Consider the following 25,083-nt stretch of genomic DNA (forward strand, 5'->3'; position numbering starts at 1 on the left):
AGGAACCTGTGGACAACCCGACCCCTGTGGAGGACACGTCCTCCCCGCCCCAGACTGCCAGCAGAACTAGTCGGGCATGCGCAGGTCAGGCTTGTCGAGCTCCTCGATGTTCACGTCCTTGTACGTGATCACCCGCACGTAGCGCACGAAACGGGCGGGGCGGTACATGTCCCACACCCAGGCGTCCGACATCCGTACCTCGTAGTAGACCTCACCGTTGGCGTTGCGCGGCAACAACTCCACGGCGTTGGCCAGGTAGAAACGTCGTTCGGTCTCCACCACGTAGCTGAACTGGCTGACCACGTCCCGGTACTCGCGGTACATGGACAGCTCCACGTTGGCCTCGTAGTCCTCAAGCTCCTCGGCGCTCACGGTTGCTGGTCATCTCCCTTGTCGATCGGCGGTCCTGCCTGCCACCGCCGATGTGCGGCGGCCACATTCGAATAAGTGTAACGGTGCTCGGGGGTCCCGCCGAGCAGACTCACCGAGGCCATGTGAGACGCGGTGCCGTAACCCTTGTGGCCGGCCAGCCCGTAGCCGGGGAACTCGGCGTCCATCTCGACCATCAGCCGGTCGCGCGAGACCTTCGCCAGCACACTCGCCGCCGAGATGCACCGGGCGATCAGGTCCCCCTTGACCACCGGCAGGTGCGGCCGCGGGAAGCCGTTGACCTTCATCGCGTCGGTGAGGATGTAGCCGGGGCGCACCTCCAGACACGCCACCGCCCGACGCATCCCACCCAGGTTCGCGTGCTGGATGCCCCAGGTGTCCACGTAGGACGCCGGGACATGCACAACCGCCCAGTCCTCGGCGACCTCGCGCACGATGTCGAAGTAGAGGTCGCGTTTCTTCGCCGTCAGCTTCTTGGAGTCGGTCAGCCCCTCCAGTTCCGGGAGGGGCCCCGGCGGCAGGACGCAGGCGGCGACGGTGACCGGCCCGCAGCACGCGCCGCGTCCTGCCTCGTCCACGCCGGCGACCGGCCCCAGGCCGGCCTTGTGCACGGCCCACTCCAACGTCCGGCCGTCCGGCATGGTTCGTACCGCGGACACGGTTACTGCTGGATGTCCGGCGCGTCGACGCCGCCGATGCGGTCCAGGGGCCAGATCTTCGCCGTGACCTTGCCGACGACGTCGTCGACCGGCACGGTGCCCTGGAGTTCGTCGCCGATGTGGAATCGGGAGTCACCGGAGTTCGTCCGGTTGTCGCCCATCACCCACAGGTTGCCCTCGGGCACGGTCACCGGGCCGAAGTAGGCACCCTGGCAGGCGTCCGACCCGGTCATCGGGTCAACCTTGTAGGTCATCGGCGAGCGGGTGTAGGAGTCGTCGACCTTCTTGCCGTCGACCATCACGCCGGGGTCGCCGGCCTGGCACTGCACCGTCTGGCCACCGGTGGCGATGACACGCTTGACCAGGGCGTTCTCGTCCGGGGCGAGGATGCCGATGTACGACAGCGCGGTCTGCACGCCACTGACCACGCTGTTGTCGGAGCGCTGGGAGACGTACTGGTCGTTCCAGGACTCCGGCCCGTTGAACACCACCACGTCGCCCGGCGTCGGCTCACCGCCGAAACTGTAGGACAACTTGTTGACGAATATGCGGTCGCCCACGCAGTCCTCACAACCGTGCAGCGTGGGCTCCATCGACTCCGAGGGGATCAGGTACGGACGCCCCACGAAGGAGTTGAACAGCGCCAGCAGCACCAGGGCGACGACGAGGATGATCGGGAACTCCACCCACCAGGGATAGGTCCGCTTCTTCTTCCGCTCGGACTCCTCACGGCGTGCCGCGACCTTCTCGCGCTCCGTGAGGGGACGCTCCTGCTCGTCCTGCTCGTCCCGTTCGTCCGGACGGTTCCCCCAGGTGTCGTCGGACTCCGGGGGCCGTGCGGCGTCCGGGGTCTCGAGTCCGTCGGCGTCGTCAGGGGTGTTCGGATCAGTCACGGCAACAGACGTTACCAGTTACAGTGCCCAACCCCTCCCCACCGATCGGGCCGGCCTCCGGGTCGAGCGCTACGCGCCGCCTCCCCCTCCCCAACTACCCCCGGGCGTATCGGGTTCGGCGGAGCCGCACCGCGCCGAGAATCGCCCCACGAACGTCGGCGACGAGGTCAGCCCCACCACATCCCCCGCACGGGATGCTGAAGTATCCCGAACTGTAGGCACTTTACTTAACTGTGTTTACCCATCGTTCCAAGATAAGTAGAGACATCACATATTCTTAATATCGGACCGGGGTCATCCCCGACCGTGACCGACGGCCGGATCGCGAGACCGGCGCATTGACGACCTCGCCCACACACGGGTGAGTCACCTTCTCGAGAGGACCAAGCATTATGACCGACCAGAACCAGTACGCCCAGCACCCCCAACAGCAGCCCTTCCAGCAGCCGACCCCCGAGAAGAAACCCTTCTACAAGCGGGCGTGGTTCATCATCCTGGTGATCATCGTGGTGGTCATCGTGCTGGCCAATGCGCTCAGCGGAGGCGACGACGACGCCTCCAGCGACTCCAACGACTCGTCCACGAGCCAGGACGCCCAGGGCAACGGCGAGGGTAACGACGAGGGCACCGACGACAGCGGGGACGCTGACGGGGAGGCCGGCCCCGCCCAGGTCGGCGACACCGTCAGCACCGACAAGGCGGACATCACCGCCAGCAACCTGCGCGCGACCACCGATGCACTGGGCAGCCAGTACCTGTGCGTCGACGTCAACTTCCAGGTCACCGGCGATGACTCGGTGAGCCTGAACGGGGCGATGGACTGGAAGCTGACCGACCCCAACGGTGTGACCCAGAGCCAGACCTTCTCCACCGAGGCGGACTACGACTCGGTCGAGGTCGGCCCCGGCGGCAGCTACGCCGGCGTCGTCTGCTTCGACGGGACCGGCGAGCCCGGCGACTACCGCCTGAACTTCGAGGAGGCCATGTCCTTCATGAACTCCGCCGAGGCGGAGTGGACCACCACCCTCTAGACGAGATACCGGGGCCCTGAGCTACAGCGAGCCCCGCTCGACCACCGTGCCGGTGACCACCTGCACCGGGTCGGCCGGCATCTCGCCCGACTCGATCATCTCCAGGAGCATCGACACCGCGATGCGTCCCATCTCACGCTGCGGCGCATCGAAGGTGGTGATCCCGGCACCGAGCAGCCGGTACCACTCCGGGTCGTCGAAGGCAGCGACGGCGACGTCGCCGGGGATGCTGAGCCCGCGCTCCCCCAGCACCTGGGCGACGCCGGCCATCAGCCGGGGGGACGCCACGATCATCGCGTCCGGCGGCGGGTTGCCGTCCGCCCGGTCGAGGAGGTCCTGCATCATGAGACGTCCCGACTCGGCGGTGTAGGCACCGGAGAAGTAGCGCACGCGCGCGTCCGTGCCGTCCACCGCCTGCAGTACCCCGGCGGCGCGTGCCCGTGTCGTCGACATCGCCGGGTCGCCGAACAGCACCGCGATGTCGCGGTAGCCGCGGGCCACGACGAGCTCGGCGAGGCGCCGGAAACCGTCCTCGTCGTCACAGAGCACGCACGGCACCCCCTCGCCCAGCCCGGACCGGTTGAACTGCACCAACGGCAGGTCCGTCGTGGCGGACGCACCGACCACGGGAACCTGGATGATGCCCGCGACCTGCTGCTGTTCCAGGGACGTCACCAGGGCGTCCTGCCCGGCGGCGGTGGCGTCGGCGACGGTGATCATCTGGTAGCCGGCGTCCGCAAGGGCGTCGTGGATGGTGTCCAGTGCCTCGGTGTAGTACTCGTTGCCCAGGTCAGGAAGAACGAGGCCGACGAAGGTGGTGCGCTGGCGGCGCAACGCGCGCCCCAGCATGTTGGGCACGTAGCCCAGCTCTTCTGCGGCGGCCTGCACCCGCTGGCGGGTCTCCGGGGCGACCGACCCCTCATCCGACAGGCTGCGCGAGGCGGTGCCGTAACCCACGCCGGCGCGCTCGGCGACGGCCTTCAGGGACGGACGTGGTGTCTGCGACGTCATGACAGATCACCAGATCCCGACGAGGTTCATCCAGGCGCCACCGACCACGATCCAGATGGCCAGGGAGACCACACCGGCGATCAGGCCGACACGCCACCACTGGGCGACCGTGTTGTACTTCGTGCCGAAGAACGTCGGGGAGGCTCCGCCCGCGTAGTGCGTCAGCGACTGGAACAGGTTCGAGCAGTAGCCCAGGATCAGCGCGGCCAGCAGCGGCGGGGCGCCGAGGGACAGCGCCGCCCCCAGGAAGGCGATGTACATCGCGGAGATGTGCGCCGTCGCCGAGGCGAAGAAGTAGTGGGCGAAGAAGTAGATCACGATGAGCAGGACCAGGGCCGGCAGCCAGCCCATCGAGCCGAGGGAACCGGCGATGAGGTCGGAGATCCAGTCGATGAAGCCGTAGGCCGACAGGGTCGTCGCCATCATGTAGAGCACGGCGAACCAGGTCATCGTGTCCCACGCGGCCTTCTCGCGGATGATGTCCTCCCAGGTCAGAACCTGGAAGATCATGAGGATGATCACGCCGAGGAAGGCAGTGGTCGTAGCGGAGATGCCGAGCACCAGGTCGCCGACCGTCCACAGCAGCAGCAGGACGAGGAACGTACCGGCCAGCACCTTCTCGCCGTAGGACATCGGGCCGAGGGCGTCGAGCTCGTTGCGCGCCATCTCCTTGACCTTCGGGGTCTTCTTCAGCTCCGGCGGGTAGACCACGTAGATCACCAGCGGGATCACGATCAGGGCCGTGATGCCCGGGACGATCGCGCCAAGCGCCCAGGTCGCCCAGGAGATCTCCACGCCCTGCTGTGCCGCGAGCGAGGCGATCAGGGGGTTACCGGCCATGGCCGTGAGGAACATGGCGCAGGTGATCGAGTTCGCGTTCGAGGAGACCAGGGACAGGAAGGAACCTGCACGCCGGGCCGTGGGGCCGGGCTCGGAGTCGTAGGTCTTGGCCACCGAGGTCATGATCGGGGCCATGATTCCGCCGCCACGGGCCGTGGCAGACGGGATGGCCGGGGACATCACCAGGTCGGCGAGGCTGAGGCCGTAGCCGACACCGAGCATGCGCCCGCCGAACTTCGAGACGAAGAACAGGGCGATACGACGTCCGAACCCGGTCTTGATGAACCCGCGCGACAGCAGGAACGCCATGACGATCAGCCAGATCGTGGCGTTGCTGAAGCCCACCAGGGCGAAGGGCGCGGACGGGTCGTCGCTGTTCGGCGCCAGGGGCACCAATCCGAGCAGGACGGCGGCGACCATGCCGATGAGGGTGACGGCACCCATCGGCATCGGCGCCATGATGATGCAGACGATCGTGGCGACGAAGAGGCCGAACATGCGCCAGGCCTCGTCGGTGAGCTCAGCCGGGTGGGGGCTGAACCAGAAGATGGCCGTGATCAGGATCGGGATCCCGAAGCCGATGAGGATCGACTTCCAGTGGGACGCCGGCGGGGCGTCGACCCGTGGGTGTTCCTGTGTTGCTGCTGCTGTCGTGGTTGACATGTCGCAGAAATCCTTTGTGCGATGCGGTTCGGATGGTCCCGCTGTCCTCGTTGTCCACCGGTGTGTGGATTCGATTCCAACGCGTTAATGGAATCGTATCCATCCGGTCCGTGCGCGGGCAAGACATGGGCGTGTGATTTTTAGACGTTGCTCTTCGTATAGTGACCTGCATTACCCCGGGGGTGAGCGCGGAGGGGAACTCAGTCCAATACTCGCTCAATCTTCTTTTTATCTGTGTACTATCTTCTCAAGTCTCCACGCTCAGGGAGGGACTCTCCACCACCCCACGCATCCACTCACGAAGAAGAGAGTCAACCATGGCCATCGACCAGGCGATCAGCGCACTCGCGACAAAGGTCCGCGAGCTCAAGCCCATCATCGAGACCGAAGAGGCGACGAAGACCGCGTTCATCATCCCCTTCATCAGCAATGTCCTCGGATACGACGTCACCGACCCCCGCGAGGTCATCCCGGAGTACACCGCCGACATCGGCAAGAAGAAGGGCGAGAAGGTCGACTTCGCGATCAAGTCAGGCGACGACTTCCGGTTCCTCATCGAATGCAAGAAGATCGGTGAGCCACTCGACCTCAGCCATGCCACACAGCTCGTCCGGTACTTCAACGTCACCGACACCGAGTTCGCCATCCTCACCAACGGTGAGGTCTACCAGTTCTACGCCCAGCTCGACGCGGTGAACCGCATGGACGAGAAACCGTTCATGACCCTCGACCTCTCGTCGGTCGACGCGAGAATCTTCCCCCACCTCGAGATGTGCACCAAGACCCAGTTCGACTCTGAGACGATCGCCGCAAGCGCCGAGGAACTCAAGTACGTCTCCGAACTGCGCAAGACCATCGCCGCAGAACTCAGGGAACCGTCGACGGACTGGGTGAAGATTCTCGCCGCCCGAGTCACCTCGCGCCGCATGACCGCAGCGAACCTGGATCTCTTCACCCGTCTCGCGGCGACGGCCGCGGGCCAGTACCTTCGCGATGAAACCAACCGACGGCTACGATCCGCCCAGGACTTCGAGGATCCCCGTTCAGCGGTCGCCGTGCCCGTGGAAGGACCGGAAGACCAGCCGGAACCTGAACCCGTCTCGGAGGACGGCATCGTCACCACCGAAGAAGAACGCCACGCCCACAGCATCATCCGCGCCATCTGCTGCTCCGATGTCTCGGCCACCGACATCACCATGCGCGACGCCAAGTCCTACTGCGCGATCCTCTTCCAGGACAACAACCTGTAAGCCCATCGCCCGCCTCCTCTTTGACAGGAAGGTCCCCCGGATCGTCCTGTTCGACGAGAACAAGGCAGAGACCCCGCACGACCTGAACTCCATCGACGGAATCTACGAGCATGCAGATCACCTCCGTGCCCGGGTCCGATCGCTGATCGCCAGCTGACCGGAAGGAGACGACAGAGTGCCTGACCAACCCTGGAACCCCACGAATCGCCCGTCTCTGCCGCAGAAGGCCGTTCTGCAGAACAAGTCGGCGGCCACCGCCCCTCCCAGCTACAGGGCGCCCTTCGACGCCTTCCAGTTGTGGGGCGTTGTCTCCGCCATCATATTCGTGGTCGCTGGCCTCATCGCGGTGATTGCGGTCGCCGATGCGCGAACGTCCCAAGACCTGGCCATCGGAATCGTCGCAGCCATCTTCGCTACCGGCGGTTTTACCGGAATCATCCTGTCCCGCATCGGCACCCAGCTACGACGATGCGGAGCACGCTGATGCGGACGCGGACCAGGCAGAGCCTTCTCGGGGTACTGATGCTCGGGCCCCTCGCCCTTGCTGGCTGTGGGGACGGGAATCAGGCGTCTCCCGCCGACTCAACGTCAGCCACCGCCTCGGCCGCCTTCACCTCTGCCACGTCCACCTCGTCCTCATCGACGAGTGCCACCAGCACCTCGCAGGACACCAGCACGCCGGCGACCCCAGAAGTCCCCGCCCTCGTAGAACCACAGGCGGAGACACCCGTCGCCGAGGCAGAGGAGTTCACGCAACCTCAGGGGATCTGGGCTCCTCCCGGGCAAGGCACCCGCTGCCCCGGGACCGACGCCTACGTATGGGACTTCGCCGACTGCAATCCCTCCAACGGCGTCATCGACCCTGAGGAGTTCTACCGGCTCATGGAGGAGAGTGAGGATCCGGACCCGTCCACCATCCCGGCATGGCAGGGTGGCACCTGTTCATACGCGGAGTGCGGTTACCCGCCGGGCGAACCGGCACCCGGCACCATGCAGGCGGAGGTGGCGGAAGGTTGCCGCTCCGGTCAACTCGTCGGCACGGGATGCGAGCAGTACCTCTGAGCCCGAGGCTCTTGAGTACCAACGAGGGGCGAAGATCGAGCGTGGGATGTTTGAATCGGCCGGTTCAAACATCCCACGCTCGATTTTCGCCCCTCTCCCCGCGGGCTTCACCCACGGCGGGGTACCAAGTTGGACCTGGGGGTGTTGAGTGGGCCAACTCAACGCTTCCAGGTCCAACTTGGTACCCGCCTCCCCTCGTCCCGCCCGGGCCGGCCCCCGACCCACCGCCGAGCACCGGGCCATGACATGGGAAAAGCCCCGCCCCGCACTCCCCCGCAGACGGGGAGGTGCAGGCCGGGGCCAGTCACAGGCCGGTCAGGGCCTAGAAGCTCAGCGCTTCTCCTTGATCTTGGCGGCCTTGCCGCGCAGGTCACGGAGGTAGTACAGCTTCGCACGACGAACCTTACCGCGGGTCAGGATGTCGAGGTGATCGATGTTCGGGGAGTGGACCGGGAAGGTACGCTCCACGCCGACGCCGAAGGAAACCTTGCGGACCGTGAAGGTCTCGCGGATGCCGGAGTTCTGGCGACGGATGACCACGCCACGGAACACCTGGACACGGCTCTTGGCGCCCTCGATGACCTTGACGTGGACGTCGACGGTGTCGCCGGGACGGAAGTCGGGGATGTCGCTACGCAGCTGTGCGGCGTCGACCTTGTCGAGATAGTGCATGTTGTTTCCTTGCTTTGTCTTCGATCGGACAGAGGACCCACGACCTGCCCCGGGAGGCGGTACGCGTTCGTGCCCACACCATTGAATTTTGACGCGCGAGCACCCCGCATCACGGGGCGGATTCACGCAACCCGGCCATTATGCCAGCGTCAGGCCCTAGCGGCCAAACCCGGCCCGCTTGAGTGCGTCGGCCATGGAGCCCGAGGCGTTGGACGACTTCTGGTTGCCGCCTCCCTTGCCGCCACGGCCACCGTTGCCGCCGTTGTCCCGGCCGCCCTTGTGCGCCTGTCCGGGCTTCTTCCCGCCGCCGTTGCCGCGGCCACCGCCGTTGCCGCGCCCGCCACGGTCACCACGACCACCGTCACCGCGTCCACCGCCGTTGCCGCCGTTGCCTCCACCGCGTCGGGCCGGCTCACCCGGCTCGTCCTGCAGGCGCAGGCTCAGGCCGATGCGCTGGCGGTCGACGTCGACCTCCATGACCTTGACCTTCACGACCTGCCCGGAGCTGACCACGTCGTGCGGGTCGGAGACGAACTTGTCCGACATCGCCGACACGTGCACCAGCCCGTCCTGGTGCACGCCCAGGTCGACGAAGGCACCGAAGGCGGCGACGTTGGTCACCGTGCCCTCCAGCACCATGCCGGGGCTCAGGTCGGAGAGCTTCTCGATGCCCTCGGCCAGCGAGGCGGTGCGGAACTCCGGGCGCGGGTCGCGTCCCGGCTTGTCGAGCTCGGCGATCACGTCGGTGACCGTGGGCACGCCGAAGGTGTCGTCGGCGAAGTCGCGCGGGTTGAATTTGCCGAGCACCGCGGTGTTGCCGACCAGGTCGGTGACGGCCACGCCGGTGGCCTCGGTGATGCATCGCACCAGCGGGTAGGCCTCGGGGTGCACCGCCGAGGCGTCCAGCGGGTCGGTGGCGCCGTGAATCCGCAGGAATCCGGCGCACTGCTCGAAGGCCTTCGGCCCGAGCCGTGAGACGTCCTTGAGCTGTCGGCGGGTGGCGAAGGCACCGTTGTCCTCGCGGTGGCGCACGATGTTGTCGGCGATGGTGGCGTTGACCCCGGCCACGCGGCGCAGCAGCGGCACGGAGGCGGTGTTGACGTCCACGCCCACCGAGTTCACCGCGTCCTCCACCACGGAGTCCAGGCCGGACGCCAGCAGCGCCTGGTTCACGTCGTGCTGGTACTGCCCCACCCCGATCGACTTCGGGTCGATCTTCACGAGCTCCGCCAGCGGGTCCTGCAGGCGACGCGCGATCGAGACCGCGCCGCGCAGCGCGACGTCCATGTCGGGGAACTCCTCGGCGGCGAGCTCGGAGGCGGAGTAGACCGAAGCACCGGACTCGCTGACCATCACCGGCGTCGGACGCGCCCCGGTGGCGTCCGCCACGGTGGCCGAGATCTCGCGGGCGAGCTTCTCGGTCTCGCGCGAGGCGGTGCCGTTGCCCACCGCCATGAGCTCCACGTTGTGCTTGGCGCACAGCGTGGCCAGGGAGGACGCCGCGGCGTCCCACCGGTTCTGCGGCTTGTGCGGGTAGACCACCGCGGTGTCGAGCACCTTGCCGGTCTGGTCGATGACCGCGCACTTCACGCCGTGGGCGTAGCCGGGGTCCAGGCCGATGGTGGCGCGCTGACCGGCGGGGGCGGCCAGAAGCAGGTCGCGCAGGTTGCGGGAGAACACGTCCACGGCAGCCTCGTCGGCGCGCTCCTTGAGGCGCATGCGCACGTCCACGCCGGACGAGACCTGCAGCTTGGTGCGCCACCCGAAGCGGGCGCACTCGGCGCGGAAGCCGTCCGCGGCGTCGCCACGGGGCTCCAGGCCACGGGCCAGGGCGATCATGCCCTGGTAGACCTCGTCGTCGCCGGCGTCGAGGTTGAGCTGCAGCACGCCCTCGGACTCCCCGCGCAGCAGTGCCAGGATGCGGTGGCTGGGCAGACTGGTGAAGGACTCGGAGAACTCGAAGTAGTCGCGGTACTTCTGCGCCTCGGTGGAGTTCTCCTTGCCCGCGGCGACCCCGGCGGTCATCGTCCCGGTGCTGAAGTAGCGTTCACGGACCTCACCGACCAGGTCGGCGTCGGTGGAGATCTCCTCGAGCACGATGGCACGCGCACCGGCGAGCACGGCCTTGGCGTCGGTGAAGCCCTCGGTGACGAAACCGGCGGCCAGCTCGGAGGGGTCGGTGGTGCAGTCGCCGAGCAGGGAGTCGACGAGCGGCTCGAGGCCGGCCTCGCGTGCGATCGTGGCCTTGGTACGGCGGGTGGACTTGAACGGGAGGTACAGGTCCTCCAGGCGGGCCTTGGTCTCGCAGCCGACGATCAGGTCGCGCAACTCGTCGGTCAGCTTGCCCTGTTCGTCGATGGCGGCGAGCACGGTCTGCTTGCGCTCCTCGAGTTCACGCAGGTAGCGCAGCCGGGACTCCAGGTCGCGCAGCTGGGTGTCGTCCAGCCCGCCGGTCACCTCCTTGCGGTAGCGGGCGATGAACGGGATGGTGTTGCCCTCGTCCAGCAGACCGACGGTGGCGACCACCTGGGACTCGTCGACCCCGAGTTCCCGGGCGAGGGTCGCGGTGATCGTGGAGGTGTGTGTTCCTGCGTTGTTTCGGACGCTCATTCGGACGATCGTAGCGTGGACGTCTGCCCGAACCAGAGTCCGGGCGTCCCGTCCGGTGCCGGCGGCAGACAACCGGCCACCGAGGCGGTGACGTCAGCGGTCCCCGGAGCCTCCCCCTGCCAGTTCGCCGACACGGTGAGGCGGTGAACCTGCTCGCTGATCGCGGGACTGTCGAAGCGTTGCTGGTACTCGGCGAGCAGCATGTTGTCCGGCTCGCAGGCGGACTCGATACCGGTCAACTCCACCTCCACCTGGCCCGCGCCACGCCGGGCGAGGACGCTGCGCACCGCCTCGCCGACCTCAGACCCCAGTTCAGGGCGCAGCAGGACGTTCATGTCGGTCCACGTGCCGTGTGCTGTCATGTCCGCCATCCTAACCACCCCCAATCAGAACGCGGGGAACTCCTGGGTCGCCACCCGCGGCGGCTGGCCGCGGTGCTGCTCATAGAGTTCGCGCTCCTTGAGGTCGTCGTCCACGGCACCGTCGACGACCTCCCGCAGCCGGTGGATGGTCACCGTGGAGCGCGGGATCAACGACCCCGAACCCGAGGAGGTGATCAGCCGGTGCGGGCTGGCGATGAGCCAGTCGGCGACCGAGACCTCCACCGCCCGGTCCGCCGACGGGCAGTAGGCCGACTCGACCTCCGGATAACGCCGACGCCACGGGTTGTCCTCCGTTACCGGCGGAACCGGGTCCCCGTACCCCTCCTCACCTGGATTCCCACCGTCGGCATCTTCCCCGTCATCCTCGCATCCGCGCAGGTCACGTTCGCGTTGCAGCTCGGCCTCCTGCTCCTCGATGTGGGCACGCAGCCCGGCGTGCCGGTCGAGTCGACGCCACACGGCGTCCATGTGGTCCAGCGTCATCCGCCCGTCCTCCATCGCCGCCCAGTACATCTCCGGCATCCGCCACGACAGTTCGGTGGCGTGCCGGAACCGCGCGGCGTAGGCGGCGCCGCGGGTGCGCACCATCTCCGAGATCGCCGCGCGCTCGGCCGCCGAGCGTCCCCGCATCCCGCTCTGTGCCATCCGGAGTTCCATCCGGTTGAACGGGTAGACGGTGAGTTCCTCGACCGACGGACTGTTCACCGGTTCGGTGACTGGCATGGTGTTCCTCCCCCTCGCACATGGCCGGCAGTTGTCCGGCCCTCGCCGCGAACACTAACCCCCGCCGCCGTCCCCGCCCGGCGCCCACCGCGCATCCGCCCAGGACGCTGTGGACAACCCCACCCCTGGGGAGAACTACTCCCCCAACACGCTGCGGTCGCGGGCGTCCAGGCCGCCGTCCTGCCCCAGCGCGTCGATCAGTTCGGGACGCACCGCCGCGGTCCTGCTCAACGCCTGGTCGCGGCGCCACCGGTCCACCTTCGCGTGGTCGCCGGACAGCAGCACGTCCGGCACCTCCAGGTCCCGCCACACCCGCGGTTTGGTGTAGCTCGGCCCCTCCAGCAGGCCGTCCTGGAAGGAGTCCTCCTCATGACTGCGCCGGTTGCCCAGCACCCCGGGGATCAGGCGCACCACGGCCTCGGCCATCACCAGCACGGCGACCTCGCCGCCGATGAGCACGTAGTCGCCGAGGGACACCTCCTCGACGCGGTAGCGGTTGGCCGCGTCGTCGAAGACGCGCTGGTCGATGCCCTCGTAGCGTCCGCAGGCGAAGACCAGCCGGTCCTCGGACGCCCAGCGCTCGGCGGTCTGCTGGGTGAACGGCGCACCCGCCGGGGTGGGCACCACCAGCACGGGACGGTCATCGGACGCCCCAGCGTCCGTCGCAGCGTCCGTCTCGCTTTCGGGGTCGTCGGACGCCGCGGCGTCCGGCGCCGTTCCGGGTACGTGGGCCTGCGCGCTGCGCAGGCTCTCACCGACGGCGGCGGGGCCGGTGAGGGCGGCGACGTCGTCCAACGCCGGGCCCCACACCGTGGGTTTCATGACCATGCCGGGGCCGCCGCCGTAGGGGGTGTCGTCGACGGCCTTGTGCACGTCGTGGGTCCAGGCGCGCAGGTCGTGGACGCCGACCTCGAGGATCCCACGCTCGATCGCCCGCCCCAGCAAGGCATGCCGCAGCGGGTCGAGGTACTCCGGGAAGATGGTGACGACGTCCAGGCGCATGGGGGTTGATCCTACCCGAGCTCCAGCAGGCCCTCCGGCGGGGTCAGCACCAGCGCCCCGTTGTCCAGGTCCACGATCGGCACGATGGCGTGCCGGAAGGGCACCAGGATCGTCGACCCCGCGGTCGACAGGGACGACTCGGCGTCGACGTCGACCTCCAGCAGTGTGCCGGCGGGCCCGTGGACGACACCGCTGACCTCGCCGATGTCGACGGGCTCGGGCTCCACGCCGTCGTAGGCGCGGGCGTTGGCGGTGTCCTCGTCGACCTGGCCGCAGTCGAGCACGCGCAGGCCCACGAGCTGGTGGTCGTAGTAGCCGTCGTCCCCCTCGTCGAGCACCGGATCGCCGAAGAAGCGCAGACCGCGCAGGGTCTCGGCCTCGGTGCGGTCGGCGACCTCGGCGACGGTGACCAGGAGCCGCCCCTGGTGCGGACGCGCCGCGGTGACGGTGAGCGTGCGCTCCACCCCGCGGTTGCGTCCGGTGAGGACGGCGCCGACGGCGAAGCGTCCCCCCGGGTCGTCCGTGGTCGCGTCGACCACGAGTTCCCCGCGCACGCCGTGCGGCTTGATGACCCGTCCGATCTGGAGCTGTTCAGTGCCTGACATGGAGGTCAGGATACCGTACCTGCCCCGCCTAACGGGTGCCGGCGGGTGCCGGCCAGATCATCGACTAGATGATCCCCTGTGCGGCCATCGCGTCGGCGACCTTGCGGAAGCCGGCGATGTTCGCGCCCACCACGTAGTCACCCTCCGTGCCGTACTCCTCGGCGGTCTTCGCCGTGGTGCGGAAGATGTTGCCCATGATGTCGCGCAGACGCTTGTCCGTGTAGTCGAAGGACCAGGAGTCACGCGAGGCGTTCTGCTGCATCTCCAGGGCGGACGTCGCCACACCGCCGGCGTTGGCGGCCTTGCCCGGGGCGAAGTCGATCTTGCGCTTGGAGAAGACCTGCACCGCATCGTGGGTGCAGGGCATGTTCGCACCCTCGGCGACGTACTTCACGCCGTTGTCGGCGAGCAGCTCGGCGGAGGCGCCGTCCAGCTCGTTCTGCGTGGCGCACGGCAGCGCCACGTCCGCCTCGACCTCCCAGACGTTGCCGCCCTTGTGGAAGGACGCGCCCTTGGCCTCCTTGGCGTAGTCGGCCACGCGCAGGCGACGGACCTCCTTGATGTCCTTGAGCAGCTCGACGTCCACGCCGTCCGGGGTGGAGACGTAGCCCGAGGAGTCGGAGAAGGCGACCACGTTGGCGCCGAGCTCCTGTGCCTTCTCGATGGCGTAGATCGCCACGTTGCCCGAGCCGGACACGATGACCTGGGCGTTGTGGAGACGCTCGCCGCGGGCGGCCATCATCTCCTGGGTGAAGTACACCGCGCCGTAGCCGGTGGCCTCGGTACGCACCAGCGAACCACCCCACTGCAGGCCCTTGCCGGTCAGGGTGCCGGACTCGTGGCGGCCGGCCATACGACGGTACTGGCCGAAGAGGTAGCCGATCTCGCGGCCACCGACTCCGATGTCGCCGGCGGGCACGTCGATCTTGTCGCCGATGTGGCGGCCGAGCTCGGTCATGAACGACTGGCAGAACCGCATGATCTCCAGGTCGCTGCGACCCTTGGGATCGAAGTCGGAGCCGCCCTTGCCGCCGCCGATGGGCAGGCCGGTCAGCGAGTTCTTGAAGATCTGCTCGAAGCCGAGGAACTTGATGATGCCCAGGTTCACCGACGGGTGGAAACGCAGCCCACCCTTGTACGGCCCGAGCACGGAGTTGAACTGCACGCGGAAGCCACGGTTGACGTGGACGTTGCCCTGGTCGTCGACCCACGGGACCCGGAAGATGATCTGGCGCTCCGGCTCGGTCAGCCGCTGGATCAGGCCCATGTCCGCGTAGTGGGGGTCCTTACGCAGAACGTGGGTCAGGCTGTCGAGAACCTCGGAGACCGCCTGGTGGAACTCCGGCTCACCTGCGTTGCGCTGGAGGATCTGCTCGTAATAGGTCTTGACTGTGGCATCGACGTCCATCGTGCTCCCTTCGGTGAAATCTTCTTTACCTGGGATATTTTACCTGCCGGACACAGTCGATTTAACAACCTCGCCACACAAGTGACCCATGACACACATTCTGACCTGGTTTGTTTCGTCCACGGCCAGCGCAGGAAATGGTGGCGAAACATTGGAGAAACCTGCTGCGGACGCTCCCCGGGCGCCCTGACCACCCCCGTGACCCACCCCTGTCGCTGATGCCGGCAGCACCATCGCACAGACCGGAGGTCGCACCAACGGTGCCCGGACCGCGCCCGGACACGAAAAAACGCCGCCTCCACCGTGTGCACGGTGGAGGCGGCGTCCGACTGGCCCGCCGAGGGCCTCTACGAGGCCCGGCGGGGAGACGGGAGTCCTACTCGGACTCGGCGGCCTCGGCGTCGTCAGCCTTCTCGGCTTCCTTCTCAGCGGCCTTGTCTGCAGCCTCAGCCTCGGCGGCAGCCTTGGCCTCGGCCTCTTCCTTGGCCTTGCGCTTCTTCTCGGTGATGGCCTCGGCGGTGGGTGCGTCGGCAGCCTCGGCGAGAGCGGCGTTGAAGAGGTCCAGCTTGGAGGTCTTCTCCGGCTGGGGCTTCAGGGTGCCCTCGGAGCCCGGGAGACCCTTGTGGGCCTGCCAGTCACCGGTGACCTTCAGCAGTGCGAGGACCGGCTCGGTCGGCTGGGCGCCGACGGACAGCCAGTGGCGGGCACGCTCGGAGTCGATCTTGATGACGGACGGCTCGGCCTTCGGCTCGTAGATGCCGATGTTCTCGATGACCTTGCCGGAGCGGGGGGTGCGGGCGTCGGCGATGACCACGCGGTAGTGCGGGGTACGGATCTTGCCGAGGCGCTGGAGCTTGATCTTGACGGACATGGTGGTCCTCTTTCCTGTTGACGGTCACCGGGCAGTACGGTCACCCGCTCCCCCACGCCTCCCACGACGGTGGGGACCTCTGGGGTCACGGGCCGGTTCAACCCTTGGATTTATCCTGCGCGTGACCACCGGACGACCGGGGTCGTGATCGGTGTTACGCAGACTGCTCGACACTACAGTGCGGTAGATCAGCCGGACAAATCCGCAGGACGCCCCTGCCGGCCCGGCCCGGCCAGCCGGCGCGCGCCTTACGGAAGGAGGCGCCTAGCGCCCCTTGCCGAAGTCGAGGTTGTCCATGTCGATGTTCTCGAAGCCCTCCGGCATCTGCTGCTGCATCTTCTTCAGGTCGGCCATCGACGGCATGCCGCCGCCACCGGGCATCCCCGGCATGCCACCCATGCCCGGCATCCCGGGCATCCCCTGCGGCATCTGCGGCTGCGACGGGCCCTTCTTCGCGGGCTTGCGCTTGCCGTTCTTGCCCTTTCGTCCCTTGGGCTTCTTCTTCGTCGCCGAGCGGCCCATGCCGCCACCGCCCATGCCGAACTGGCCGGCCATCTTGCCCATCATCTTCTTCGCCTCGTGGAAGCGGCTGACGAGCTGGTTGATGTCGGCGACGGTGACACCGGAACCGGCGGCGATGCGCTTACGGCGCGAGGCGTTGAGGATGTTCGGGTTCTCGCGCTCGGCCGGGGTCATGCCGCGGATGATGGCCTGGATCCGGTCGAGCTGCTTCTCGTCGACCATGTCGGCCATGTCGTTCATCTGCTTGCCGCCGGGCAGCATCTTGAGCACGTTGCCCAGCGGACCCATCCTGCGGATCATCAGCATCTGGTCGAGGAAGTCCTCGAGCGTGAGCTCCCCGGAAGCCATGCGGGCGGCGGAGTCCTCCGCCTTGCGCTGGTCCATGACCTGCTCGGCCTGCTCGATGAGGCTGAGCACGTCGCCCATGCCCAGAATGCGGTTGGCCATGCGGTCCGGGTGGAAGACGTCGAAGTCCTCGAGCTTCTCACCGGTGGAGGCGTACATGATCGGCTTGCCGGTGACCTCACGGATCGACAGTGCGGCACCACCACGGGCGTCGCCGTCGAGCTTGGTGAGTACCACGCCGGTAAAATCCACGCCGTCGCGGAAGGCCTCGGCGGTGGTGACGGCGTCCTGGCCGATCATCGAGTCGATGACGAACAGGACCTCGTCGGGGTTGACCGCGTCGCGGATGTTGCGCGCCTGGGTCATCAGGGTCTCGTCGATGCCGAGACGGCCGGCGGTATCGATGATGACCACGTCGTGCTTGGTGCGCCCGGCCTCCTCGATACCGGCCTGGGCCACGGCGACGGGGTCACCGTGGCTGGTGCCCATCTCGTGGTCCAGGGAGTCCAGGGAGGTGCCGGGGTCCGGTGCGAAGGTGGGGACCTCGGCGCGCTCGCCGACGATCTGCAGCTGTTGCACCGCACCGGGACGCTGCAGGTCACAGGCCACGAGCATGGGCGTGTGGCCCTGCTTGGCCAGGTGCTTGGCGAGTTTTCCGGCCAGGGTGGTCTTACCGGCACCCTGCAGGCCGGCGAGCATGATCACCGTGGGCGGGTTCTTGGCCAGGTTCAGGCGCCGGGTCTCCCCGCCGAGGATGTTCTGCAGTTCCTCGTTGACGATCTTGATGACCTGCTGCGCAGGGTTGAGCGCCTCGGAGACGACCACGCCGTTGGCGCGCTCCTTGACCCGCTTGATGAAGGCGCGCACGACGGGGAGGGAGACGTCGGCCTCCAGCAACGCCAGGCGGATCTCACGCGCGGTGGCGTTGATGTCCGCCTCGGTCAGCCTGCCTTTTCCGCGCAGGCCCTTGAGGGCGCCGGACAGGCGATCGGACAAGGACTCAAACACTGTGGAACTACTCCCTTACGCAATGGCTTCTGACCCCACCACCGTACCCGGTGTGTGCGGACCTTCCTACTCACCCCCGAAAACGACGCAGGACGCACCGGGTGCGCAGGACGCCCCGCGGCCGGCGGGCCGTGGGGCGTCCGGTGCGTCCGGTGCGTCCTAACTCTTCTGGTGCGCCTCGTCGGCGAGGTCGTTGGCCCGGTGGGCGTCGCCCTGGGCGGAGTCGAAGTCGTCGACCTCCTCGAAGTCCTCCTCGTCGGAGTAGGAGTAGGCGGACTCGGCGTGCTGGGTGGTGTCGATGCCGGCGGACTCGTCGTCGCCGGAGATCCTCCAGCCCATGGTGTACTTCAGCGCCAGGCCGATGACGGCGGTGACGACGGTGCAGAAGACCACGGCGACCAGGGCGATGACGATCTGGACGATGAACAGCTTGAAGCCGTCCGCGCCACCACCGGTGAGCAGGCCACGGTCGGTGGCCAGCAGGCCGATGCCCATCGTGCCCCAGATACCGGCGACCAGGTGGACGCCGACGACGTCCAGGGAGTCGTCGAACTTGAAGCGGAACTTCAGGCCCACGCCGACGGCGGCCAGGGCGCCGCCGATCGCGCCGAGGATGATGGCGGTGACCGGGGTCAGGTCACCGGCGGCCGGGGTGACCGACACCAGGCCGGCGACGACACCGGACGCGGCACCCAGCGAGGTGGTGTGGCCGTCGCGCAGACGCTCCACGAGCAGCCAGCCGAGCATCGCCGCACAGGTGGCGGCGGTGGTGTTGAGCCACGCCAGGCCGGCCTCGCCGTTGGCACCGAAGGCGGAGCCGCCGTTGAACCCGAACCAGCCGAACCACAACAGGGCCGCGCCGAGCATGACCAGCGGCAGGTTGTGGGGGCGCGAGCCCTCCTTCATGAAGGTGCGCGAGCGCCCGATGATCAGGGCAAGCACCAGGGCCGCCACACCGGCGTTGATGTGCACCACGGTGCCGCCGGCGAAGTCGATCGGGGCGATCGCGGCCACGTTTTCGCCGTCCTCGGTGACGGTGCCGAACATCATCGCGGCCAGGCCGTCCTCGCCGTCGGAGAGCAGTCCGCCGCCCCAGACCATGTGGGCCATCGGGAAGTAGGCCAGCGTGGCCCAGATCCCGGCGAAGACCATCCAGGTCGAGAACTTCACGCGGTTGGCCAGCGAGCCGGAGATGATCGCCACGGTGATCACCGCGAAGGTCAGCTGGAAGCCGATGTCGATCACGTTGGCGTACCCCTCGGCGCCGGCGATGTAGTTGCCGTTCGCGTCGGTGACCGAGTCCTTCAGACCGAAGAACTCGAAGGGGTTGGAGAACAGTCCCCCCACGGTCTCGGTGCCGTAGGACATCGACCAGCCCCACAGCACGTAGATCACGCCGATCAGCCCCAGCGTGCCGAAGGACATCATCATCATGTTCAGGGCGGACTTCTGACGCGACATTCCGCCGTAGAACAGTGCCAGTGCCGGCGTCATCAGCAGCACCAGTGCGGCGGACATCAGCATCCAGGCCGAGTCGCCTGTGGCTGCCGCCATTTCCTCGGGTGTCATTTCGGGGGACTCCTCAGGGTTGCGTGGGGGTTGTCTCCGGCCAGTAGCGCCGGTGTCTCACCCTGAGTAGTTAAGTGCCCCGATGTTTCGTCTGTTCATGCCGGATGATTTCGTGTGCATGAAAAACACCGCCGCAAGATTACGGCGGTGTTTCAGTGGTGCGGTTCCAGGCCTGGGTTTAGCCCAGCAGAGCGTCCACGAAGCCCTCGACCTCGAACGGGGCGAGGTCGTCGGCGCCCTCGCCCAGGCCGACGAGCTTGACCGGCACGCCAAGCTCCTCCTGCACCTGGAAGACGATGCCTCCCTTGGCGGTGCCGTCCAGCTTGGTCAGGGCGACACCGGAGATGTCGACGACGTCACGGAACATGCGTGCCTGGACCAGTCCGTTCTGGCCCACGGTGGCGTCGAGCACGAGGATGACCTCGTCGACCTTGGCCTTCTTCTCGACGACCCGCTTGACCTTGCCGAGCTGGTCCATCAGGCCCACGGAGGTGTGCAGACGTCCGGCGGTGTCGACCAGGACGACGTCGATGCCGTCGTCCACACCCTTGGCCACGGCGTCGAAGGCGACGGACGCCGGGTCCGCACCCTCCTTGCCGCGCACGGTCTTCGCCCCGACGCGGCGTCCCCAGGTCTCCAGCTGGTCGGCGGCGGCGGCACGGAAGGTGTCCGCCGCGCCCAGCAGGACGGAGTGGCCCATGCCAACGAGCACGCGGGAGAGCTTGCCGGTGGTGGTGGTCTTGCCGGTGCCGTTGACACCGACGACCATGATCACCGCGGGCTTGCCCTCGTAGGGCATGGCGTGGATCGAGCGGTCGAGACCGGGCTTGCAGGCGTCAATGAGGCAGGAGCGCAGCAGGGCGCGGGCCTCCTCCTCGCTGGAGACACCCTGGTTGGAGATCCGGCCCCGCAGATCCTCGACCACGGCGAGGGTGGTCTTGGTGCCGAGGTCCGCCATGATCAGCGTGTCCTCGATCTCCTCCCAGGCGTCCTCGTCGAGGTCACCGGCGGACAGGATGCCGAGGACACCACGTCCGATGACGTTCTGCGACTTGGAGAGGTTGCCGCGCAGACGACCGATACGTCCCTCGACCGGGGCGATCTCCTCCACGGGCTCCGGAGTCGGCTCAGGCTCGGGTTCCAGTTCGGGCTCGGGCTCCGGCTCCGGCTCGGGTTCCGGTTCAGGCTCCGGCGTGGGCTCCACGACGGGTGCGGGAGTCGGCTCCGGTTCGGGGACGGGCTCCTGCTCGACCTCCGGCTCCTCAGCAGGCTCAGCGTCGACCTCCGGCTCCGCTTCGGGCTCAGGCGTCGGCTCAGGTTCCGGGGTCGGCTCCGGCTCAGGGGTTGCCTCAGGCTCAGGCGCGGGTGCAGGCTCGGGTGTCGGCTCCGGCTCGGGTGCAGGCTCGGGCTCGGGTGCGGGCTCGGGTGCGGGCTGCGCGACCGGCGGCGTCGGGGCGGTCGGCGGCTCCTTGTCCCCGCCGAGTTCCTGACCCGGGAGAACCTCAGGCTCCTTCTCCGCCACCCCGGCGGCGCTACCGGCGCTGAAGTTGAATCCACCCTGCGCCTGGTAGTTGCCGGAGGTCGGCTTCTTCTCCTCGATCTCCGACTTCTTCTCGAAGGAGATCTCCTTCTGCTTGCCCCGACGGATGCCGAGGACGATCAGCAGGGCGACGATGACAATGACCGCGACGGCGGCTATGACTATCCAGATAATCGGGTCCATGTCACCAGTGAACCAAACGACCGCCGCCCCGTGTGCCGCAGGGCGTGGATTTCTTCCCCAGTGCCCTCTTCTCCCCCGCCGCCGTCCACCAATTCAGGACGACACCTTGACCCCTCAGGTCGCCGAGGCCCCTCCTCAACGACCTGAGGGCTCAAGGTGCGGCACCTTGAGCCCTCAGGACGCCTCGGGCCCCGGTGCTACTCGCTGATGATGGAGTCGATCGCGGCGTCAGCGGCGTCAGCGGCGTCAGCAGCACCATCCTCAGCCGAAGCCTCAACCTCATCCTCCACCTCGTCAGGCCCGAACACGCCGAGCACCATCGCGTCGGCCGCGACGAGGTCACCGGTCACGAGGTCAGGCACGATGCGCGCGATCTCCGCCCAGCCCGGGTACGCCGAGGACAGCTGCCCGGTCGAACCCAACCGTCCGTGGGCGTGCATGCGCGCGGCGATCGCCAGGATCATGCTGATCACCGGGGTCAGCGCCCACCGGTTGTCCGGGTTGTCGGTGTCCACGTTGTCGAGCTTGTCGAAGCGCACGCGCGCGGAGGTGTACAGCTGCCGGTTCGTCTGGCGGATCCGGCGCAGCAGCGCCAGCGCCACGCGCAGCAGACCCGGGTCGGCGAGCACCTGGCCGAGTTCCTCACGGTGGCGGAAGGTCTCGAACACGGCGATCAGCCGCGAGTTCTCCTCCGACAGCGCACCGGGCACGACCTGCGAGCCGGCGAAGAAGGTCGACAGCACGGCCTCCTGCTGCTCCGGGGACAGCTGCGCGATCTGCACGGTGGTGGCGTCGATGCAGGACGTCTCCAGCGTGGCGTCGCGTCCGGTCTCCACGGTCTGCGACAGCGGTGTGCCGCCGATGCCGGAGAGCCGGCGTCCGATCTCGCGGCGGGCCATGGTGTCGTCGTCGTCGGTGGCGGCGAGTTCGCCGAGGATCTCCAGCGCGGCGATCCAGGCCACGCCGGGCCGCGGGTCCGGGGAGGTGGAACGCAGTGAGGCGTGCACCAGCCCGGACAGGATGAACTGCGCCGGACGGTCGGAGGACGGCACCAGCGAGCGCGACATCGCGCGCAGGGCCTCGCGCGGGTGGCGCGCCAGGGCGGCGTGCATCGCGGCACTGGCGTCCGCGGTGGCCTCCCCGGTCAGCCAGCCGGCCAGCACGTCCCACAGCACGGTGAGCACGTCGGTGTCCTCGGGCAGTTCGTCGGACGCCCCGGCGAGGTAGGCGGCGAGCTGCGTCCAGGGGCCGCCGTCGTCCGGACGGGCGTGGCCGGGGACGTCGACGCGCAGGGCGCCGGGGCCGGGGGACGCCGCGGGGTGCAGCGGGCTGAAGCGGTCCCGGTTGTGGAACTGCACGCTCAGCGCACCGGCGTCGGTCAGCTCGGCGGGCAGTTCGGCGACACCGTCGGTGAAGCTCAGCACGCGGGCGGACATCCAGGGTGCGGTCAGCGACCACACCCACGCCGGGGAGTCGACCTTCGGCGACACGCTCAGGCTGCCGCGGGTGCCGTCGCCTTGCGGGGCGGTGTAGGTCAGGGTGCGGTCCTCGGCGGGACGCATCGTCACCAGGCGCACACTGTGGCTGCGTCCGTCGGCGACGAACTCCAGCTCGCAGGAGCCCTCGGTGAGCAGCGGCAGCGAGGCACGCACCGACGACAGCGACACCGACCAGGTCACCTGGTCCACCGTGCCCAGGCGCAGGGTGCGCACCGGGGCACCGTGACGGTCACGGATGACCAGTCGAGGGGACTCCACCGGCATGCCCGGACGGATCCGGAAGCGCGCGGCGGAGTTGATCTCCACGGCCGGGGCCACGAGCGACTCGGTGCGCCACATCGGGTCCTCACCGATCAGCGGCAGCTGGAAGAGCAGCCGCGGCGGCTCCACGACCAGCGGCAGGGCGTCGCCGGCATCGGTCTCGGCGATGACCTGGACGGACTTCTCCTCGGTCTTCACGTCCACGGTGCGCGGGATGAACAGCTGCTTGTCACCCTGGAACAGCGAGACGGTCACCGGGGTCAGCCCGGCGACCAGGCCCAGCCGCGGGCTGGCGGGGGCCTCGATGTCCAGGCCCTCGACGATGGCGAACTCGTGACGGAAGGACTCGTTGCGCGGGCCGCGCAGGCGCACCAGGTACTCCCCGACCCACGGGGTCTCGTAGGCCTCGGGGTCGAAGACGTCGAACATGCCGCCCTCGGCGGGCACCTCCAGCGGCTCCTCCTCGGTGACCTCCTCGCCGGTCTCGTCCGGGCCGGCCCAGGAGCTCACCGACAGGAACCAGATCTCCGGCGCACCGGAGACGGTGGCCGGGAACACGGCCTGCAGGCTCGACGAGTGCACGGGCAGTCCGCCGACGGTGCGGATCGCCGGCAGCACGTTCTCCGGCTCGCGGAACCACACGCGCTGGCGGGCGTCCACGCACCGTACCGTGCCCATCGCCGGACGTGCCACGCCCGGACGGTCGATGAGCAGTGCGGTGGCCTCGGACAGGTCAAGGTCGCGGATGACCCAGCCGTCCCACGCCTTGACCTGCCACTCGCCCAGCACCGGGATGGTGCGGTCGGCCACCGGGTCCACCGCGGTGGAGTCCTGGGGGCAGACCACGAGCACACGCGAGTGGTGCAGGGAGACACGGTCGGTGAGGTCCTTGCCGCGGCGGGTGAAGACCATGACCGGGTCGGCGTCGTCGACGACGGGCAGCACCCAGGACTCGCCGTGGGTCAGGTCGCGCACGCCGATCTCACGCACCGGACGGCGCACCGGCAGGTCCAGCGTCTCGGTGACCGGACGCCCCGGGGCGTCGGAGCGACGCGTGCGGAAACCGGCCGGCCGGCCGTCGACGTCCACGTGCCAGCGCACCTCGTCGACAGGGTCGACAGGGTCGACGGAGTCGACGGAATCGTCGGAGTCGCCGGGATCCTCCAGCGGCTGCTCGGGAAGACGCAGCACCACGCGCTGCCGGGCCAGGTCGATGGCCAGGCGCGGGCGGTCCTCACGGGTACCCACGCCCACGCGGTGGCGTCGGGCCGTGGTGCCGGAGGGACGCTCACGCAGTTCCTCGACGACGTCCTCGAGCACCAGCGGCGCGACCGCGGCGTCCTGCCCGGCCTCAGACCGGGCCTCCGTCACGGAGTTGACCCAGTGGTCGGGGTGCTCGGCGGCGAGCTGCACCACACGCACCACCGGGGCGATCAGCCGCTCGGCGAGCGCGGGCAGCGCGGCACACAACGGGCCGGCCTGCAATGACTCCTCGGCGAGCACGGCGACCACGGCGGCGGCCTCCTCGGCCGGGGTCGCCAGGGCCTCGCCGGCCAGCCGGCGGGTGTCGATGAGCTCGATGAGCTCGGGCACCCAGTCGGTGGCGATGCCCACGTGGGCGAACAGGCGCCCCAGGTCCCCGTCGGAGCCGGCGGCCGCGGCGTCCACCGGGTCCAGGCCCGCGCGGGTGAGGATCTCGGCGTAGTCGATCAGCGAGACCCGCTCCGGAGTCGGCTCGATCCCCAGGCCGGTCCAGAACTCCGACTCCAGCTCGCCGACCACGTTGAGCCTGGCGGCGCGGAAGATCAGGGTGGAGGCGGTCAGCGCGGGGCAGGTGCGCAGCAGCGCGTCCTCCCCCGCGCCGGCACGGATCTGGCGGGAGAGGAACTCCCCGTAGAAGATGGTGAGGCGTTCAAGCTCGTCACCGGTGATGTCCAGGTCGACGAACACGGCGGGGTCCCCGCTGAGTTCGCCGAGACGTCGGGCGAGTTCTATCTCCGTGCTGGACGCCCAGGCGAGGAGATTGTCGGAGAGATCGGCGATGGGGCTGTCTGCAGGAGTCGGGGTGTTGCTCACGTCGACC

General features: G+C 68.3%; 21 protein-coding genes and 1 pseudogene. 4 read left to right on the forward strand and 18 right to left on the reverse strand.

Annotation, left to right across the window (positions count from 1 at the left end; all coding sequences use genetic code 11):
- Nucleotides 1-66 precede the first annotated feature (66 nt).
- The 3 genes from ACT3S3_RS12305 to lepB are packed head-to-tail and all read right to left on the reverse strand — an operon-like array spanning nucleotide 67 to nucleotide 1,942.
- Nucleotides 67-372, reverse strand: a complete 306-nt coding sequence (locus tag ACT3S3_RS12305; protein ID WP_038548047.1) for a DUF2469 domain-containing protein — start codon at nucleotides 370-372, stop codon at nucleotides 67-69.
- Nucleotides 369-1,031: a ribonuclease HII gene (locus tag ACT3S3_RS12310; protein WP_301444093.1), complete on the reverse strand. Its 663-nt coding sequence runs from the start codon at nucleotides 1,029-1,031 to the stop codon at nucleotides 369-371. The genes ACT3S3_RS12305 and ACT3S3_RS12310 overlap by 4 nt, the downstream gene beginning before the upstream one ends.
- A 20-nt stretch (nucleotides 1,032-1,051) precedes the next feature.
- Nucleotides 1,052-1,942, reverse strand: a complete 891-nt coding sequence (lepB, locus tag ACT3S3_RS12315; protein WP_301444092.1) for a signal peptidase I — start codon at nucleotides 1,940-1,942, stop codon at nucleotides 1,052-1,054.
- Between the two features lie 392 nt (nucleotides 1,943-2,334).
- On the opposite strand from lepB, the gene ACT3S3_RS12320 reads away from it, so the two are divergent.
- Complete coding sequence (locus tag ACT3S3_RS12320) at nucleotides 2,335-2,973, forward strand: DUF4352 domain-containing protein (RefSeq protein WP_301443647.1); 639 nt, start codon at nucleotides 2,335-2,337, stop codon at nucleotides 2,971-2,973.
- A gap of 21 nt (nucleotides 2,974-2,994) precedes the next feature.
- On the opposite strand, the gene ACT3S3_RS12325 is transcribed toward ACT3S3_RS12320, so the two are convergent.
- Nucleotides 2,995-3,984: a LacI family DNA-binding transcriptional regulator gene (locus ACT3S3_RS12325; protein ID WP_444626841.1), complete on the reverse strand. Its 990-nt coding sequence runs from the start codon at nucleotides 3,982-3,984 to the stop codon at nucleotides 2,995-2,997.
- A gap of 6 nt (nucleotides 3,985-3,990) precedes the next feature.
- The gene (locus ACT3S3_RS12330) at nucleotides 3,991-5,487 is read right to left on the reverse strand and encodes an anion permease (RefSeq protein WP_301443649.1); all 1,497 of its coding nucleotides are present in this window, start codon (nucleotides 5,485-5,487) and stop codon (nucleotides 3,991-3,993) included.
- Nucleotides 5,488-5,804: 317 nt separating this feature from the next.
- Here ACT3S3_RS12330 and ACT3S3_RS12335 point away from each other — a divergent pair.
- A pseudogene (locus ACT3S3_RS12335) lies at nucleotides 5,805-6,894 on the forward strand (type I restriction enzyme HsdR N-terminal domain-containing protein).
- Nucleotides 6,895-6,912: 18 nt separating this feature from the next.
- Nucleotides 6,913-7,221 (forward strand): hypothetical protein, encoded by a 309-nt coding sequence (locus ACT3S3_RS12340; protein ID WP_301443651.1) that lies wholly within the window; start codon nucleotides 6,913-6,915, stop codon nucleotides 7,219-7,221.
- A gap of 79 nt (nucleotides 7,222-7,300) precedes the next feature.
- Here ACT3S3_RS12340 and ACT3S3_RS12345 read toward each other — a convergent pair whose 3' ends face one another.
- Nucleotides 7,301-7,489 carry a hypothetical protein gene (locus tag ACT3S3_RS12345; RefSeq protein WP_444626843.1) on the reverse strand — a complete coding sequence of 63 codons (189 nt, stop codon included), beginning with the start codon at nucleotides 7,487-7,489 and terminating at the stop codon, nucleotides 7,301-7,303.
- A gap of 130 nt (nucleotides 7,490-7,619) precedes the next feature.
- Here ACT3S3_RS12345 and ACT3S3_RS12350 point away from each other — a divergent pair, with 130 nt between their 5' ends.
- A complete protein-coding gene (locus ACT3S3_RS12350; protein WP_444626844.1) occupies nucleotides 7,620-7,799 on the forward strand; it encodes a hypothetical protein in 180 nt (59 codons plus the stop codon).
- Between the two features lie 330 nt (nucleotides 7,800-8,129).
- On the opposite strand, the gene rplS is transcribed toward ACT3S3_RS12350, so the two are convergent.
- From rplS to ACT3S3_RS12410, 12 genes are all read right to left on the reverse strand, one after another.
- Nucleotides 8,130-8,471: a 50S ribosomal protein L19 gene (gene rplS, locus ACT3S3_RS12355; protein WP_301443798.1), complete on the reverse strand. Its 342-nt coding sequence runs from the start codon at nucleotides 8,469-8,471 to the stop codon at nucleotides 8,130-8,132.
- A 156-nt stretch (nucleotides 8,472-8,627) separates the two neighbouring features.
- Nucleotides 8,628-11,081: a Tex family protein gene (locus ACT3S3_RS12360; RefSeq protein ID WP_444626846.1), complete on the reverse strand. Its 2,454-nt coding sequence runs from the start codon at nucleotides 11,079-11,081 to the stop codon at nucleotides 8,628-8,630.
- Complete coding sequence (locus ACT3S3_RS12365) at nucleotides 11,078-11,443, reverse strand: hypothetical protein (RefSeq protein WP_301443800.1); 366 nt, start codon at nucleotides 11,441-11,443, stop codon at nucleotides 11,078-11,080. The genes ACT3S3_RS12360 and ACT3S3_RS12365 overlap by 4 nt, the downstream gene beginning before the upstream one ends.
- A 24-nt stretch (nucleotides 11,444-11,467) precedes the next feature.
- On the reverse strand, nucleotides 11,468-12,187 hold the full coding sequence (locus ACT3S3_RS12370; RefSeq protein ID WP_301443801.1) for a hypothetical protein: 720 nt from the start codon (nucleotides 12,185-12,187) through the stop codon (nucleotides 11,468-11,470).
- A 135-nt stretch (nucleotides 12,188-12,322) separates the two neighbouring features.
- On the reverse strand, nucleotides 12,323-13,189 hold the full coding sequence (gene trmD, locus ACT3S3_RS12375; RefSeq protein ID WP_441579530.1) for a tRNA (guanosine(37)-N1)-methyltransferase TrmD: 867 nt from the start codon (nucleotides 13,187-13,189) through the stop codon (nucleotides 12,323-12,325).
- Nucleotides 13,190-13,200: 11 nt separating this feature from the next.
- Nucleotides 13,201-13,794, reverse strand: a complete 594-nt coding sequence (locus ACT3S3_RS12380; protein ID WP_301444166.1) for a ribosome maturation factor RimM — start codon at nucleotides 13,792-13,794, stop codon at nucleotides 13,201-13,203.
- A gap of 64 nt (nucleotides 13,795-13,858) precedes the next feature.
- Nucleotides 13,859-15,202, reverse strand: coding sequence for an NADP-specific glutamate dehydrogenase (gene gdhA / locus ACT3S3_RS12385; protein ID WP_444626848.1), 1,344 nt, complete (start codon nucleotides 15,200-15,202; stop codon nucleotides 13,859-13,861).
- Nucleotides 15,203-15,578: 376 nt separating this feature from the next.
- Nucleotides 15,579-16,073: a 30S ribosomal protein S16 gene (gene rpsP / locus ACT3S3_RS12390; RefSeq protein WP_441579528.1), complete on the reverse strand. Its 495-nt coding sequence runs from the start codon at nucleotides 16,071-16,073 to the stop codon at nucleotides 15,579-15,581.
- 264 nt (nucleotides 16,074-16,337) lie between these two features.
- Complete coding sequence (gene ffh, locus ACT3S3_RS12395) at nucleotides 16,338-17,948, reverse strand: signal recognition particle protein (protein WP_301441837.1); 1,611 nt, start codon at nucleotides 17,946-17,948, stop codon at nucleotides 16,338-16,340.
- Between the two features lie 159 nt (nucleotides 17,949-18,107).
- Complete coding sequence (locus ACT3S3_RS12400) at nucleotides 18,108-19,517, reverse strand: ammonium transporter (RefSeq protein ID WP_301441838.1); 1,410 nt, start codon at nucleotides 19,515-19,517, stop codon at nucleotides 18,108-18,110.
- A 178-nt stretch (nucleotides 19,518-19,695) separates the two neighbouring features.
- Entirely contained in the window at nucleotides 19,696-21,240 is a 1,545-nt protein-coding gene (gene ftsY, locus ACT3S3_RS12405) for a signal recognition particle-docking protein FtsY (RefSeq protein ID WP_444626849.1), read from the reverse strand.
- A gap of 197 nt (nucleotides 21,241-21,437) precedes the next feature.
- On the reverse strand, nucleotides 21,438-25,076 hold the full coding sequence (locus tag ACT3S3_RS12410) for a hypothetical protein (protein ID WP_444626851.1): 3,639 nt from the start codon (nucleotides 25,074-25,076) through the stop codon (nucleotides 21,438-21,440).
- Between the last annotated feature and the right edge of the window lie 7 nt (nucleotides 25,077-25,083).

This window comes from Corynebacterium sp. AOP40-4SA-5, from assembly GCF_052377355.1.
Lineage (GTDB): Bacteria > Actinomycetota > Actinomycetes > Mycobacteriales > Mycobacteriaceae > Corynebacterium.